The following is a 13467-nucleotide window of genomic DNA, read 5'->3' on the forward strand; positions in this document are numbered from 1 at the left end:
TGGCCATCTGGTTTGCCCGCGTTGCTCGTTGCCCGCCGCGTCGTGAGCCGGCGGGGGCCTCCTCCCCGGGTTGGATATCGGTGTCGAATCGAATCCAGCGAGGAAGAGGCCCTGAATGAAGGATGCCGCAGAAACCATGAAAATACTCAGTGCCTATGACCTGACCAAGTCATTGCGGGGCGCCGCCGAGCTGGCCGGTTGCTCCCATCACACCGTGGCCCGGCTGGTGCGGGCCCGCGACGCCGGCCAGACCCCTGGATCCGGAGCCAGCCGCCCGAAGGTCACCGATGTCTGGCTGCCCAAGATCGAGGAATGGGTCGAGGCCTCCACGGGCAGGATCCGCGCCGATGTCGTGCACGCCAAGCTCACCGCAATGGGCTACACCGGCTCTGAGCGCTCCACCCGGCGGGCGGTGGCCGAGGTGAAGGCCGCCTGGCGGGCCGGGAAGCGCCGGGTGCACCGGCCCTGGATCACCGAGCCGGGCGCATGGCTGCAGTACGACTTCGGCGATGGGCCGGCGATCGACGGGGCCAAGACGGTGCTGTTCGTGGCCTGGCTGGCCTGGTCCCGCTACCGGATCGTCATCGCCCTGCGTGATAGGACGGCTCCGAGTGTGTTCGCCGCCCTGGACCGGTGCTTCCGGCTGATCGGGGGCGCGCCGACCTATGTGCTGACGGATAACGAGAAGACAGTGACGGTCTCTCATGTGGCCGGGGTGCCGGTGCGTAACCAGGCCACCGTGGCGTTCGCTCGGCATTACGGCGTGGAGGTGCTGACCTGCCAGCCAGCGGATCCGGCCGCCAAGGGCGGGGTGGAGAACGCGGTGAAGCTGGCCAAGGCCGACCTGGTCCCGAAGGACACCAACCTGCGGGACCAGTACGCCTCGTTCGCTGAGCTCGAGGCCGCCTGCGCGGGGTTCATGGCCATGGTGAACTCCCGGGAGCACCGGGTGACCCGGCGCCGCCCGGACCACATGCTCGCCGAGGAGACCAGCGCGTTGCATCGGATCCCCGCCACGGCGCACACCGTGGCCTACGGGGTGGGACGGAAGGTGCCGGAGAACACGCCGATGGTCTCCTTCGAAAACGCCCAGTACTCGGTGCCCGCGCACCTGCTCGGGGCCGAGGTGTTCGTGCGCCATCACGGCACCGGACCGGACTCGATGGTGGTGATCATGCACGCCGGTGCGCAGGGGCCGGTGGAGGTCGCCCGGCACCGGGTGGCCCGGCCCGGGTCCCCGGCCATCGACGACGCGCACTTCCCCGGCCACGAGACGGACAAGGTGCCCGGGGACTACACCCCGGTGCCCCGTTCGGCGGCGGAGGCCGAGTTCCTGGCCATCGGGGCCGGAGCGAGGACCTGGCTGGTGGAGGCCGCCGCGGCCGGCACCAGCCGGATCGGTCAGAAGATGGCCGAGGCCGTCACCCTGGCCAAGCTCGCCGGCACCGACCAGGTCGACCGCGCCCTCGGGGTGGCCGCGGTGCACCAGCGCTTCGCCCACGGCGACCTGGCCTCCCTGCTCACCGCCGCCGGCCACCGCACCGGGATGCACACCGCCACCGAGGAACGGTCCCTGACCCAGGGCACCGCCGGCTGGGCCGGCCTCGGTACCTCCAACACCGAGGGGGCAGCCCGGTGAGCATCCACACCCCGAACACCGCCGCACCGGCGCTGCCGGCCGATTTGGAGGCGCTGTTGCGGCAGCTGAAGATGCCCCACGCCCGCGGTATCGCCGCCGAGGTACTGGCCACCGCCCGGGCCCAACGCTGGGAGCCGGCCGAGGTCCTCAAGGCCCTGCTGGTCGAGGAGACCACCGGTCGGGCCCGATCCATGCTCGCCGCCCGGCGCAAGGCCGCCGGGTTCCCCACCGGCAAGACCTTCACGACCTGGGATCCGGGCGCCTCCTCGATCCCGGCCCCGACCCAGCAGTCCCTGCGCACCCTGGAATGGCTCTCGCGCAGAGAGAACCTCGTGGTCTGCGGGCCCTCCGGCACCGGCAAGACCTTCTTCCTCGAGGCCCTGGGCCAGCAGGCCGTGGAGGAGGGCAAGCGGGTGGCCTGGTTCACCCTGGAGGACCTCGGGGCGATGATCCGGGCCCACCGGCCCGATGACACCATCACCAAAGCCGTCGCCCGAATCCTGCGCGCCGACCTGATCGTCATCGACGACATCGGCCTGCTGCCGGTCGCCGACGATGCCGCCGAGGGCCTCTACCGCATCGTGGACGCCGCCTACGAGAAACGCTCCGTAGCGATCAGCTCGAACCTGCACCCGGCCGGCTTCGACGAGCTGATGCCCAAGACCCTGGCCACCGCCACCGTGGACCGGCTCCTGCACCACGCCCACGTGTGCCAGACCACCGGAGACTCCGTACGGATGACCCAGGCAATGGCCGGGAAGGGAGTCATGCCACTGAACTGATCCCATCACGGTGGCCAGCACCACCACCCAAACGGGCAAACCAGCTGGCCACCAGTGGGCAGTTCTGATGGCCACCAGCGGGAAGAAACACTGGCCGCCTATGGGCAGAACTCAATGGCCCTTGACACCCGCGGTCTACGTAAGATCGTCGGCAGGGTCAGATGTGTATAAAAAAGAGCCAGCCTGTTGACCCACGGCATCATCCACTCGACGACGGACCCGTACGCACAGGCGCTGCTGGTCCGGGACGGGGTGATCGCCTGGCTCGGCGCGGACGACTCCGCGGACCGCGTGGCCGATCCGGGTGACGAACGGCGGGACCTCGACGGCGCCGTCGTCGTGCCCGTGTTCGTCGAGCCGCTGGCCCGGCCCGCGGACGCGCGGGACGCGCTGAGCCGCGGCACCGCCGTCGTGACGGTCCTGGCCGGGCCCGAGGACGCGGGCGCCGCGCCCGCCGACGAGGACGTCCAGACGGTCGTCTACCGGCACGCGGACCGCGTGGACGCCGAGGCGGCCGGGGTGTGGCTGCCCGTCGGGACCGACACCGACCCCGCCACGCTCACCGGTCTCCTGACGGCCTCGACCCAGGCGGGGGAGCAGGCCTACCTCGTCCCCGACGGCGGTGCGGACGCCGGGCCCGCCGCCCAGGACGTGGCCCTGACCGCCCTGCGCTCGGTCGCGGAGGAACTCGGCACCGCCGCCCTGGGCCGCGTGCGCCATCGGCTCGTGGTCACCCACCCGGTCACCGCCGAGGACCGCGCCTTCCTGGCCGCCGCCGGGGTCAGCGCCACCGTCGTCCCCGACGCGGACGGCGTGCTGCACGCCCCCGTGGCGAGCCTGCTGGCCGACGCCGTCACCGTGTGCCTGGGCGCCGGCCCGGCCGGGGACCCGTGGGCCGCCGTCCGGTCGGCGCTGTCCCACCCCGACCCGGACGAGCGCATCTCCGCCCGCTCCGCCTTCGCCGCCGCGACCCGCACCCCGCTGCGCGCGCTGCCCGACGCTCCGGCGGCCGGCCTGTCCGTCGCCCCGCGCCTGAGCGTGTCGGCCCCGGCCGTGTTCGGCGTCTGGGACGCGGACGCGGTGGCTGTGCAGTCGCCGGACGGCCGGGTGGCGGCGTGGAGCACGGACACCCGAGCCGGCACCCCGCTGCTGCCGGCCCTCGACGCCGAGACCGCCCTGCCCCGCTGGCGGGCCACCTGGGTGGACGGCCGGATCGCCGCGGAGGACGTGGCCCGCGACGCTCACGACGCCGCGACGCCGGCCTGAGACCTCCGCTTCCTATACTCGAACGGATGCGATGGCCCGTCCGACCGGCGGGCCGCCCCCACGACCCCGGCCGGAAGGCGAGAACCGCACATGCGCGTGCTGACCATCATCCCCACGTACAACGAGATCGAGTCGCTGCCGCTGACCCTCGGCCGACTCCGTGACGCCGTCCCGGAGTCCGACGTTCTCGTGGTGGACGACGCCTCCCCGGACGGCACGGGCGACTGGGCCGACGCCCGCGCCGCCGAGGACCCCTCCGTGCACGTGCTGCACCGCACCACCAAGGACGGCCTGGGCGGCGCCTACATCGCCGGGTTCCGCTGGGGCCTGGAGCGCGGCTACGACGTCCTGGTCGAGATGGACGCGGACGGCTCGCACCAGCCCGAGCAGCTGCCGCGCCTGCTGGAGGCCGTCCGCACCGCGGACCTGGTGATCGGCTCGCGCCGCGTGCCGGGCGGCAAGATGGTGAACTGGCCGACCGCCCGCAAGATGATCTCGTGGGCCGGCTCCCTGTACCCGCGGATCATGCTCGGCCTCGACCTGACGGACATCACGGCGGGCTACCGCGCCTACCGGGCCGACACGCTCCGTGCGATCGACCTGGACGCGATCGAGTCCAAGGGCTACGGGTTCCAGGTGGACATGACCTTCCGCACGGCCCGCCTCGGCAAGCGGATCGTCGAGGTCCCGATCACGTTCGTGGAGCGTGAGCTCGGCGAGTCCAAGATGAGCGGCGGCATCATCGGCGAGGCCGTGGTCAACGTGACCCGGTGGGGCCTGGCCGCGCGCTGGGAGGGCCTGCGCGCCCGCCTCGGCCTCTGAGGCGCACAGCCCCCGAACGACGACGGGGCCGGATCCATGGCGGATCCGGCCCCGTCATGCATGGGGGAGCGGCGGGTCAGGCGTCGACGTCCTCGCCGCGGCTGGCGCGCAGCTTGTTGAGCTGGATCTTGTAGGTCTCCTCCAGCTCCTCGAGGCTGCGGCGCTCGCGCAGCATGTCCCAGTGGGTGCGCACGGGCTTGCCCTCGGTCTCAGCCGGCTTCTCGCCGCTGACGAGGAACGCCTCCTTGCCGGTCTTCGAGGTCCAGGTGGCCGGCACGTCCGCCTCCACGGAGAAGGTCACGAACACCTGCTCGCCGTCCTCCGTGCGGTACTCCACCCGCTGCCGGGCGGCGGGCTCGACGCCGGCCTCGGACTCCAGGGACTGCGCGCCCAGGCGCATGCCCCGCAGGCTGCGATCGCTCACGTTTCCTCCTCGTCAGGCCGCGCCGAGGCCCGCGCGGGGGCGCGGGCCGATCGAGGCGCGGCGGGTCGTCCTCACTGATGGAACCATTCAGTGTCCCACAGCATTCCCGTCCGCCTCGCCGGCCGGGCGGGTGCCGGGGGTGCGGCCGGCCGACGGGTCGGGCTCGATCTCCTGCGGGGTGGCCAGGGCCTCGTCGAGCGAGGTCTGCGGCATGTCCTCCGCCGTCACCGCGCCGGCGGTCATCGCGTCCATGACGCCGCTGGCGCGCAGGGCGTCCGCGGTGGTGGGCCGGGACCCACGCGGCCGCCGCGCGCGCTCCGGGGTGACGCCGGCGTGCTCGGCTCCCGACTCGCCCGCGCGGTCCCCGGAGTCCCGACGCCGGGGTGCGTGCTCCGGGGTGGGGCGGTCGCCGTCGCCGGGGGCGAACGCCTCACCGAGGCCCTGCAGGGCGCGGGTGAGCTCGGCGGGGACCACGAACATGGTGGTGGCCTGGCCGTCGGCGATCTTGGGCAGGGACTGCAGGTACTGGTAGGCCAGGACCTCGGAGTCGGCGCCGCCGGAGTGGATGGCGTCGAAGACCACCTCGATCGCCTCGGCCTCGGCGTTGGCGCGCAGCACGCGGGCCTGAGCCTCGCCCTCGGCGGAGAGGATCTGGGACTGGCGCTCGCCCTCGGCCGTGAGGATGGCGGCCTGCTTCGTGCCCTCGGCGGTGAGGATGGCGGCGCGGCGGTCGCGCTCGGCGCGCATCTGCTTCTCCATCGAGTCCTGGATGGACATGGGCGGGTCGATGGCCTTGAGCTCCACCCGCGAGACCCGCAGGCCCCAGCGCGTGGTGGCGTCGTCCAGCACGCCGCGCAGCTGGGAGTTGATGGAGTCGCGAGAGGTCAGGGCCTCCTCGAGGTTCATGCCGCCCACGACGTTGCGCAGGGTGGTGGTGGTGAGCTGCTCCACCGCGTGGATGTAGTTGGCGATCTCATAGGTCGCGGCCTTGGCGTCCGTGACCTGGAAGTAGACGACCGTGTCGATGGAGACGACGAGGTTGTCCTCGGTGATCACCGGCTGGGGCGGGAAGGAGACGACCTGCTCGCGCATGTCCACCATCGGGAGCATGCGGTCCACGAACGGGATGATCAGGGTCAGCCCGGCGCCGGCCGTGCGGTTGTACTTGCCGAGGCGTTCGATGTTGGCCGTCCGCGCCTGCGGGATGATCTTGACCGAGGAGGCCACGATCACCGCCGCGAGGACGGCGAGGACGACGAGGACGATGAGGGTTTCCATCGGGGTCCCTTCTTCTGGGGTCGGTGCTGTCGGTGCGGTCGGTGCGGTCGGTGCGGTCGGAACGAGGACGTGGGGCGGCTCAGGCGCCGTCCGCCTCCCAGTCGATGCGGGGGAGCGGGCGGACCACCAGGGTGGCCCCGTCGATGCGCAGGACGGTCACCTCGTCGCCGGGGGCGACGTCGGGCGCCCCGGGCTCGACGCGGGCGGACCAGGTGTCGCCGTCGACGGCGAGCGTGCCGGCGTCGCCGGTGATCGCGCCCTGGGCCGCGACGCGACGCCCCGGGAGCGTGTCCAGGTAGGAGGCGCCGGCGCCGGTGTCCTTGCGCAGGTGGCGCAGGGCGACGGGGCGCACGGCGGCGAGCATCAGCAGGGCGACGGCGGCGAACGCCGCGAGCTGGAGCGCCAGCGGGCCGCCCACGAGCGCGACCACCCCCGCCGCGCCGGCCCCGGCGGCGATCATCAGGAAGACGAGGTCGAGGGTCAGCAGCTCGACGCCGGCCAGGCCGGCGGCCAGCACCAGCCACAGCCAGCCCGCGTTCGCCTCGATCCACTCCATGCGTGCGCTCCCCTCCGTGTCGGGTGCGCGGACGGGTCTGCCGCGCGTCGACGTGTGATCCCCATCCTGCCCTACGCAGTGGCGTTGGACACAGCGTGTCCCCAGGCGGTCCTGGAAGTCGGGAGCTACCGCCCGGTAATGTGAGCTGCATGACATCTTCACCCGTCGCGGTCTCGCCCCTGCTCCAGCCGATCACCCTGGGCCCCCTCACGCTGCCCAACCGGGTGGTCATGGCCTCGATGCACATGGGACTGGAGGATCGGCACGACGACCTGCCGCAGCTGGCGGCGTTCTACGCGGAGCGGGCACGCGGCGGCGTCGGACTCATCGTCACCGGCGGCCTGGGCGTCGTCCCCGAGGGCACGGTGACGCTGGGCGGGGGGATGCTCGCCAGCGAGGAGGACGCGCGCGCCCATCGCGTCGTCACGGACGCCGTCCACGCCGCCGGGGGCAGGATCCTCGCCCAGCTGCTGCACGCGGGACGCTACGCCCCCAGCCCCGACCTGGTCTCGGCCTCCGCGGTGCGAGCGCCGATCTCGCGGCACACGCCCCGGGAGATGACGGCCGCGGACATCGAGCGGACCGTGAACGCGTTCGCACGCGCGGCCACGTTGGCCCTGGAGGCCGGATACGACGGCGTGGAGATCATGGCCTCGGAGGGCTACCTCCTCAACCAGTTCCTCGCCCCGGCGACGAACCGACGCGCGGACGAGTACGGGGGCGACGCCGAGCGCCGACGCCGGTTCCCGGTCGCGGTGGTCGCGGCCGTGCGCGAGGCGCTGGGGGAGCGCGGCGTGCTCTCGGTGCGCACCTCGGCGGCGGACCTCGTCCCCGACGGGCAGACGCGCGCGGAGATCGCGGACACCGCCCGGGCCTTCGAGGCCGCCGGAGCGGACGTCCTGATGACCGGCATCGGGTGGCACGAGTCGCGTGTGCCGACCATCGTGACCTCCGTGCCGCGCGCCGCGTTCCTGGCCGCCTCGGCTGACCTGACCGCCGCCGTCGACATCCCCGTGATCGCCTCCAACCGGCTGACCACCCCCGCCGAGGCGGAGGAGGCGCTGACGTCCGGGGCCGCCGCGCTCGTCGGGCTGGCCCGGCCCCTGCTGGCGGACCCCGACTGGATGGCCGCGATCGGCGACCCGCGCGCTCGGACCCTGACCCCGTGCATCGCCTGCAACCAGGCCTGCCTCGACCACGTGTTCACCGGGGCCAAGGTCTCGTGCCTGATGAACCCCCGCGCCGGGCGGGAGACGGAGCCGGAGTACGCCGCGCCCGTCCCGGTGGCCCTCGGCCGCCGGCGCCGGATCGCCGTGGTCGGTGCCGGGCCGGCGGGCCTCACGGCGGCGGAGCGTGCGGCCCGGTTCGGGCACGAGGTCACCCTGTTCGACCGGCACGCCGAGCCCGGCGGCCAGTTCCGGCTCGCCCGGCGCATCCCCGGCAAGGAGGAGTTCGGTCCCGCGCTGGAGCACCTGGCGGCCCGCGCGGCGGCGTCCGGGGTGACGCTCGTGACCGGGGAGGAGGTATCCGCACAGACACTCCTGACCGACGACGGGCGGCCGGGTTACGACGAGGTGCTCCTCACCACCGGCGTGCGGCCCCGGCCCGTCGCTCTGCCCGGGACGGGGGAGCCGGGCGCGCCCGCCGTCCATGCCTATGACGACGTGGTCCTGGGGCACGTCGACGTCGGCCCGCGCGTCGCGGTGATCGGCGCCGGCGGCGTGGGCGTGGATGTCGCCGAGGCCCTGGCGGCCGGCACGGAACGGCCGGACGGGACACCCGAGACGCAGGAGCACTGGCGGGCCCGCTGGGGCGTGGCACTGACCTCTCAGACGCCGGGCCAGCTGGCGAAGCCGGCCGCGGCCGACCCCGGACGCGAGGTCCACCTGCTCCAGCGCAGCCCCGGACCGATCGGCGTGCGACTGCGCCCCACCACCGGCTGGGTGCACCGCGCCGAGCTGCGGCGGCACGGGGTCCACCTGCACTCCGGTGTGACCTACGAGGGCCTCGGCCCCGACGGCCTGCGCGTGACCGCGCCGTCCCCGGAGGACCCCGAGGCCCGCGTGGCGCTGACCCTGGACGTGACGGACGTCGTCGTGTGCGCCGGGCAGGAGTCCGAGACGGATCTCGTCGAGGACCTGGTGGCTGCGGGCTACGCGCCGGAGGCGGTGCGCCTGATCGGTGGCGCGGCCGAAGCCCGCGAGCTCGACGCCTACCGGGCCATGGACCACGCCGTGCGGGCCGTGCAGGGCTGAGCCGCGCCGCCGGCCGGCGGGCCCTCCCGGGCGGACGACGTCGGGGCTACGGTCGGGGCATGGCTCTCATCTACACCGCACGCCTGGACCCGGACAAGCCCGAATGGATCCGCCGCCGCCTCGTGGCGCACGGACTGCCCGAGGACGTGACCGCCGAGAAGGTCGGCTCGTACCGGTTCGACGATCCCACCGGCGAGATCGGCGTCGAGTCGATGCTCGTGCGCGTGGGGGACCGGCTCTACCAGACTGCGTTCGCCTACCGAGGCGACGCACCCGCCGAGGGGGACGTCGTGGCCGAGGTGGAGCACTCCGTCCTGGGACACCGCTGGGTCGTGGACGCCGCCACCGACCCGGACGCGCGCCGTATCCTCGCGGCCGCCGTGCGCGGCGAGATCCCGCAGGCCCGGCTCGAGATGCATGACGAGTCCGGGACCTACCTCGAGACGCGCGCCCCGGATCTCACCCTCCGCGTGATCGGCGCCGATGCGACGGGGGAGCTCGAGGTGCCGGTCGAGCTGTCGGAGACGGGCGAGGCGGACGTCGACGGCCCGCGGTGCCTCATCGCCGAGGGAGACGGTGTGCGGGCCGTCGTCGCGCGTCTTACCTGAGGGGCGGTCCGCGCGGTCAGAGGCCGCGCGGACCCCAGGACCGCAGCCGGCGATGGCTGGTGAGCGACATGTACAGCGCGATGCACCAGCCGAGGACGGTCCACCCGGTGAGCAGGTTCACCCAGAACACCGCCCACACGGTGGACGCGCTGGTCGGTCATGATCGTCATGGGTCCAGGCTACGCGCGAGACCCGCCGCGCGGCGCCCCGCCTGCCGTTCTGTGGTGCGCCGATAATGTACATTATGTCAACTAGCCCGTTCTTCGCCTCCCCTTCGGAGGCCGCCTGCACGGCACGCGCCACATCGGGACCTGGCCCAGGAGGTCGCGCCGGCTGACGCCGGCGCCGCGTGCCGGGGATTCACTCCCCCGGGTCTGTGGACAGCCGGTCCAGCAACGGCAGGACGGCCGCCACCGCCGTCCGGCTCTCGTGCCAGAGCCCGTGTCGCAACCGGGAATGGACGGCCTGCTGACTGATCCCGAGCTCGGCCGCCGCCTCTCGCTGACTGGCGCCGGCTTCGACCAGCCGTCCCGCCGCGTGCTGATCAGCGGACCGGCGCCGTTCCACCGTGGCGACCAGCTGCAGGGTGGCCTCCGCACAGCGCAGATCAGCCTCTCCGCCGGCCTCCGCGGCGCGGCCCGGGCCACGTCCGTGCGGCAGCACCAGCCGTCCCGGTGCCCGCCGGGCGCGTCGTCGCTCGGCTGGAGTCAGGTGTGATAACGATGAGTTTTTGTCGGAGGCACCCTCGGGATTCAGCAGCACCGCCCAGGACCCGGTCCGCACGGCCCACAGCGCCAGGCCCACCGCAGCCGTCATGTCGTCGAGGACGACGGCCAGCTCGCCGTCGTGCGACGCCGCCTCGCCGTCCGGGTCGGATTGGTCGACACGCCACGCCGCCGAGGTCACAGCCGCGTCCGGGCGGGGATCGTCGAGCAGCGCCGCTGCCAGACGTCGGGCGTCGTCGGCCGTGGCGGCGGTCGGTCGGATGGGCACCAGATGCACGGACACCATACAGAGAGCCTATCTCTGACAATTGTCCTGTCTTGTCGTAGGGCGCGTCCGCCGAGCCGCCCCTGGCCGGACGCTGCGTCCGGACGAGTCGGTGGGCCAGACTGGATGCATGACGTCCTCCCCCTCCGCCCGTCGTGCCGTGCCCGCCGAGCACCGTGACCCGCGCGGCGCCCTGCCGGCGCTGTCCGTCGACCTCCTGCTCACCCTCCTCTTCGTGGCCCTGGGCCAGGGGCAGCACGCGACAGAGCGCGGGCCGCTGGGGCTGCTGGTCACGGCGGCGCCGTTCCTGGCGGGCCTCCTCCTCATGACCGGGCTGACCGCCGGACACCGGACCTGGGCCCGCGTGTGGCCCCACGGCGTGATCGTGTGGCTGGGGACCGTCGCCGTCGGGATGGTCCTACGCGTGGCCTTCGGCCTCGGTGGCGCACCCGTGTCCTTCGTGCTCGTGGCGCTCGGGGTGCTGGGCGTCCTGCTCCTGGGCCGCCGGGCCGTGACCGCCTGGCTGGTGCGCCGCACCCGGAGGTGAGGGCCCGGCGCGCAGCTAGGATCATCCCGGACACCGGACCCACAGCATCGAGGAAATGAGGACCGCCCGTGGTCACCGCCATCGTCTTGATCAAGACCGACAAATCCAGCATCCCGGAGACCGCCGAGACCCTCGCCGCGCTCGAGGGGGTCGGGTCGGTCTACTCCGTGACCGGCGCGTGGGACCTGGTGGCGATGGTCAAGGTGCGCCGCTACGAGGACCTCGCCGACGTGATCGCCGACCACCTCTCCAAGGTCGACGGGATCCAGGACACCGAGACCATGCTGGCCTTCCGGACCTACTCGTCCGAGGACCTCGGCGAGGGATGGGCGCTCGGCTTCGACTCCTGAGCGTCCTCCCCACGACGGGCCCCACCTCGCTGGCGAGGGCCCGTCGTCGCACCATCAGGACCGGGAGAAGGCGACCCAGCGGTCCAGGACGTCACGCGCGGCGCCGGAGTCGATCGACTCGGCGGCCCGCGTCATGTTGGCCGCCAGTCGCTCCATCAGCGGAGCGTCCGCGTCGCGGTCCCAGGCCGTCAGGCCCGCGGCCGCGTTGAGGAGGACGGCGTCGCGGATCGGGCCCTTCTCCCCCGCCAGCAGAGCGCGGACGAGGGTCGCGTTGTAGGCGCCGTCCCGCCCGGCCAGAGCCTGGACGGGGGCCAGGTCGATGCCCAGCTCCCGGGGATCGAGCTCGTGGGTGCGCACACCGTCCCGGACCTCCATGACGGTCGACGGCCCCGACGTCGTGATCTTGTCCCGGCCGTCCGCCCCGCGGAAGACGAAGCCGCGCACCCCCCGGTCCGCGAGCACCTGGGCGAGCAGCGGGACCATGGCCTCGCTCGAGCAGCCCAGGGCCTGGGCGGTGACCTGGGCCGGATTGCTCAGCGGGCCGAGGAAGTTGAACACGGTGGGCACGCCGAGCTGCTTGCGCACCGGGGCCACGTACTTCATGGACGGGTGGTAGTTCTGGGCGAAGAGGAACGTGATGCCCACGGCCTCGGCGCACTCCTCGGCCTTCCGGGCCGGCATGGACAGGTCCACACCGAGGGCCTCGATCACGTCGGCCGCGCCGGCCGTGGACGAGGCGCCGCGGTTCCCGTGCTTGACGATCCGCGCGCCCGCGCCGGCGGCCACGAGCGAGGACATCGTGGACAGGTTCACGGTGCCCAGGCGGTCGCCGCCCGTGCCCACGACGTCGAGGGTCTCCCCCGGCACGTGCACCGGGTTCGCCGCCTGCACCATCGCCTCGGTCAGGCCACGCAGCTCCGGCACCGTCACCCCCTTGGCGGCCAGGGCGAGGAGGAATCCGCCCACCTGCCCCTCGGTGGCATCGCCGGCCATCATCTCCCCCATGGCCCACGCGGCGACGTCGTCGCTGAGGTCCTCACCGACGGTGAGGGCGCGGAAGACCTCCGGCCAGGAGGTCCCCAGGACTGCTGCGGTGTTCTCGGGGGTGCTCACGCACTGAGCCTAGCGGCCCGGCCGCACCCGGCACCGCGTCGTGTCATGCGCCGCCCGCCGTGAACCTGGACATCCCCTGGACGCCAGCCCCCGACTGACACTGAAACCCCCCGACGGTGCTGACGACCTGTCCTGCGACACGGTAGGTTCGATTTACCGCCCGGGCGGTGTTTGGGGCCATAATGGCTGGGTGACCACAGCTAACCCCACTCTCCATCAGCCCACCACGGGGCTCCCGAGCCGGCCGAACATGGTGCAGGTCGGGACCATGGTGTGGCTTGCCAGCGAGCTCATGTTCTTCGGTGGGCTCTTCGCCATGTACTTCACCCTTCGCTCCACGTCTCCGGAGCTCTGGGCCGAGCACACCGCGATCCTCAACGTCCCGCTCGCCGCGGTGAACACGACGATCCTGGTGCTCTCCTCCGTCACCGCCCAGTTCGGCGTCCTCGCCGCCGAGCGCCTTCAGCCCCGCCGCACCGGCGGCTTCCTGCAGTTCGGGAAGTGGGGCATGGTCGAGTGGTTCATCCTGACCTTCATCATGGGCTCGATCTTCGTGGCGGTGCAGTCCTACGAGTACGCGGTCCTCGTCTCCGAGGGTGTGACCGTCGCGGCGAACGCGTACGGCTCGGCGTTCTACATCACCACCGGCTTCCACGCCATCCACGTGACCGGTGGCCTGATCGCGTTCCTCTTCATCATCGGCCGCGCCTACATGGCCCGCCGCTTCGGCCACCACGAGGCCACGTCGGCGATCGTCGTGTCCTACTACTGGCACTTCGTGGACGTCGTCTGGATCGCCCTGTTCTTCATCGTCTACTTCCTGAAGTAAGACGACCC

The 13467-nt window shown here is 72.8% G+C and carries 15 protein-coding genes; 9 read left to right on the top strand and 6 right to left on the bottom strand.

The annotated features are described in order from the left end of the window. Nucleotides 1-115: 115 nt before the first annotated feature. The 4 genes from J1M39_RS02485 to J1M39_RS02500 all read left to right on the top strand — a co-directional run bounded on the left by J1M39_RS02485 (nt 116) and on the right by J1M39_RS02500 (nt 4509). On the top strand, nt 116-1639 hold the full coding sequence (locus J1M39_RS02485) for an IS21-like element ISMlu14 family transposase (protein WP_031943827.1): 1524 nt from the start codon (nt 116-118) through the stop codon (nt 1637-1639). Continuing rightward, the gene (gene istB / locus J1M39_RS02490; RefSeq protein WP_010078636.1) at nt 1636-2421 is read left to right on the top strand and encodes an IS21-like element helper ATPase IstB; all 786 of its coding nucleotides are present in this window, start codon (nt 1636-1638) and stop codon (nt 2419-2421) included. Before J1M39_RS02485 ends, istB begins: the two co-directional genes overlap by 4 nt. A 186-nt stretch (nt 2422-2607) precedes the next feature. Then, nucleotides 2608-3687 (top strand): hypothetical protein, encoded by a 1080-nt coding sequence (locus tag J1M39_RS02495; RefSeq protein WP_241253804.1) that lies wholly within the window; start codon nt 2608-2610, stop codon nt 3685-3687. A 90-nt stretch (nt 3688-3777) separates the two neighbouring features. Further along, a complete protein-coding gene (locus J1M39_RS02500; protein WP_206496426.1) occupies nt 3778-4509 on the top strand; it encodes a polyprenol monophosphomannose synthase in 732 nt (243 codons plus the stop codon). 76 nt (nt 4510-4585) lie between these two features. On the opposite strand, the gene J1M39_RS02505 is transcribed toward J1M39_RS02500, so the two are convergent. The 3 genes from J1M39_RS02505 to J1M39_RS02515 form a co-directional block, all read right to left on the bottom strand. Further along, nucleotides 4586-4933 (bottom strand): RNA polymerase-binding protein RbpA, encoded by a 348-nt coding sequence (locus J1M39_RS02505; RefSeq protein WP_012750883.1) that lies wholly within the window; start codon nt 4931-4933, stop codon nt 4586-4588. An 87-nt stretch (nt 4934-5020) separates the two neighbouring features. Continuing rightward, the gene (locus tag J1M39_RS02510; RefSeq protein ID WP_141842879.1) at nt 5021-6211 is read right to left on the bottom strand and encodes an SPFH domain-containing protein; all 1191 of its coding nucleotides are present in this window, start codon (nt 6209-6211) and stop codon (nt 5021-5023) included. Between the two features lie 79 nt (nt 6212-6290). Beyond that, complete coding sequence (locus J1M39_RS02515; RefSeq protein ID WP_061867282.1) at nt 6291-6767, bottom strand: NfeD family protein; 477 nt, start codon at nt 6765-6767, stop codon at nt 6291-6293. Nucleotides 6768-6916: 149 nt separating this feature from the next. Here J1M39_RS02515 and J1M39_RS02520 point away from each other — a divergent pair, with 149 nt between their 5' ends. Together J1M39_RS02520 and J1M39_RS02525 are read left to right on the top strand one after the other, a co-directional pair. After that, on the top strand, nt 6917-9022 hold the full coding sequence (locus J1M39_RS02520; protein ID WP_078025538.1) for an NADPH-dependent 2,4-dienoyl-CoA reductase: 2106 nt from the start codon (nt 6917-6919) through the stop codon (nt 9020-9022). Between the two features lie 59 nt (nt 9023-9081). Next, nucleotides 9082-9630 carry a maltokinase N-terminal cap-like domain-containing protein gene (locus J1M39_RS02525; protein WP_049147365.1) on the top strand — a complete coding sequence of 183 codons (549 nt, stop codon included), beginning with the start codon at nt 9082-9084 and terminating at the stop codon, nt 9628-9630. Between the two features lie 16 nt (nt 9631-9646). On the opposite strand, the gene J1M39_RS02530 is transcribed toward J1M39_RS02525, so the two are convergent. Both J1M39_RS02530 and J1M39_RS02535 read right to left on the bottom strand, forming a co-directional pair. Continuing rightward, nucleotides 9647-9760 (bottom strand): superinfection immunity protein, encoded by a 114-nt coding sequence (locus tag J1M39_RS02530; RefSeq protein WP_246836808.1) that lies wholly within the window; start codon nt 9758-9760, stop codon nt 9647-9649. A 230-nt stretch (nt 9761-9990) separates the two neighbouring features. Then, nucleotides 9991-10641 carry a hypothetical protein gene (locus tag J1M39_RS02535; RefSeq protein ID WP_206496427.1) on the bottom strand — a complete coding sequence of 217 codons (651 nt, stop codon included), beginning with the start codon at nt 10639-10641 and terminating at the stop codon, nt 9991-9993. 109 nt (nt 10642-10750) lie between these two features. Here J1M39_RS02535 and J1M39_RS02540 point away from each other — a divergent pair, with 109 nt between their 5' ends. Both J1M39_RS02540 and J1M39_RS02545 read left to right on the top strand, forming a co-directional pair. Then, nucleotides 10751-11167, top strand: a complete 417-nt coding sequence (locus J1M39_RS02540; RefSeq protein WP_206496428.1) for a DUF3054 domain-containing protein — start codon at nt 10751-10753, stop codon at nt 11165-11167. Between the two features lie 68 nt (nt 11168-11235). Further along, nucleotides 11236-11517 (top strand): Lrp/AsnC family transcriptional regulator, encoded by a 282-nt coding sequence (locus tag J1M39_RS02545; protein ID WP_002854527.1) that lies wholly within the window; start codon nt 11236-11238, stop codon nt 11515-11517. A 54-nt stretch (nt 11518-11571) separates the two neighbouring features. Here J1M39_RS02545 and trpD read toward each other — a convergent pair whose 3' ends face one another. After that, on the bottom strand, nt 11572-12630 hold the full coding sequence (trpD, locus tag J1M39_RS02550; protein ID WP_123243829.1) for an anthranilate phosphoribosyltransferase: 1059 nt from the start codon (nt 12628-12630) through the stop codon (nt 11572-11574). A gap of 190 nt (nt 12631-12820) precedes the next feature. Between trpD and ctaE the strand changes: the two genes are divergently transcribed. Next, nucleotides 12821-13459, top strand: coding sequence for an aa3-type cytochrome oxidase subunit III (ctaE, locus tag J1M39_RS02555; protein ID WP_428842618.1), 639 nt, complete (start codon nt 12821-12823; stop codon nt 13457-13459). Nucleotides 13460-13467 lie beyond the last annotated feature (8 nt).

The sequence above is a fragment of the Micrococcus sp. KRD077 genome (genome assembly GCF_017168505.1).
Taxonomy (GTDB): domain Bacteria; phylum Actinomycetota; class Actinomycetes; order Actinomycetales; family Micrococcaceae; genus Micrococcus; species Micrococcus luteus.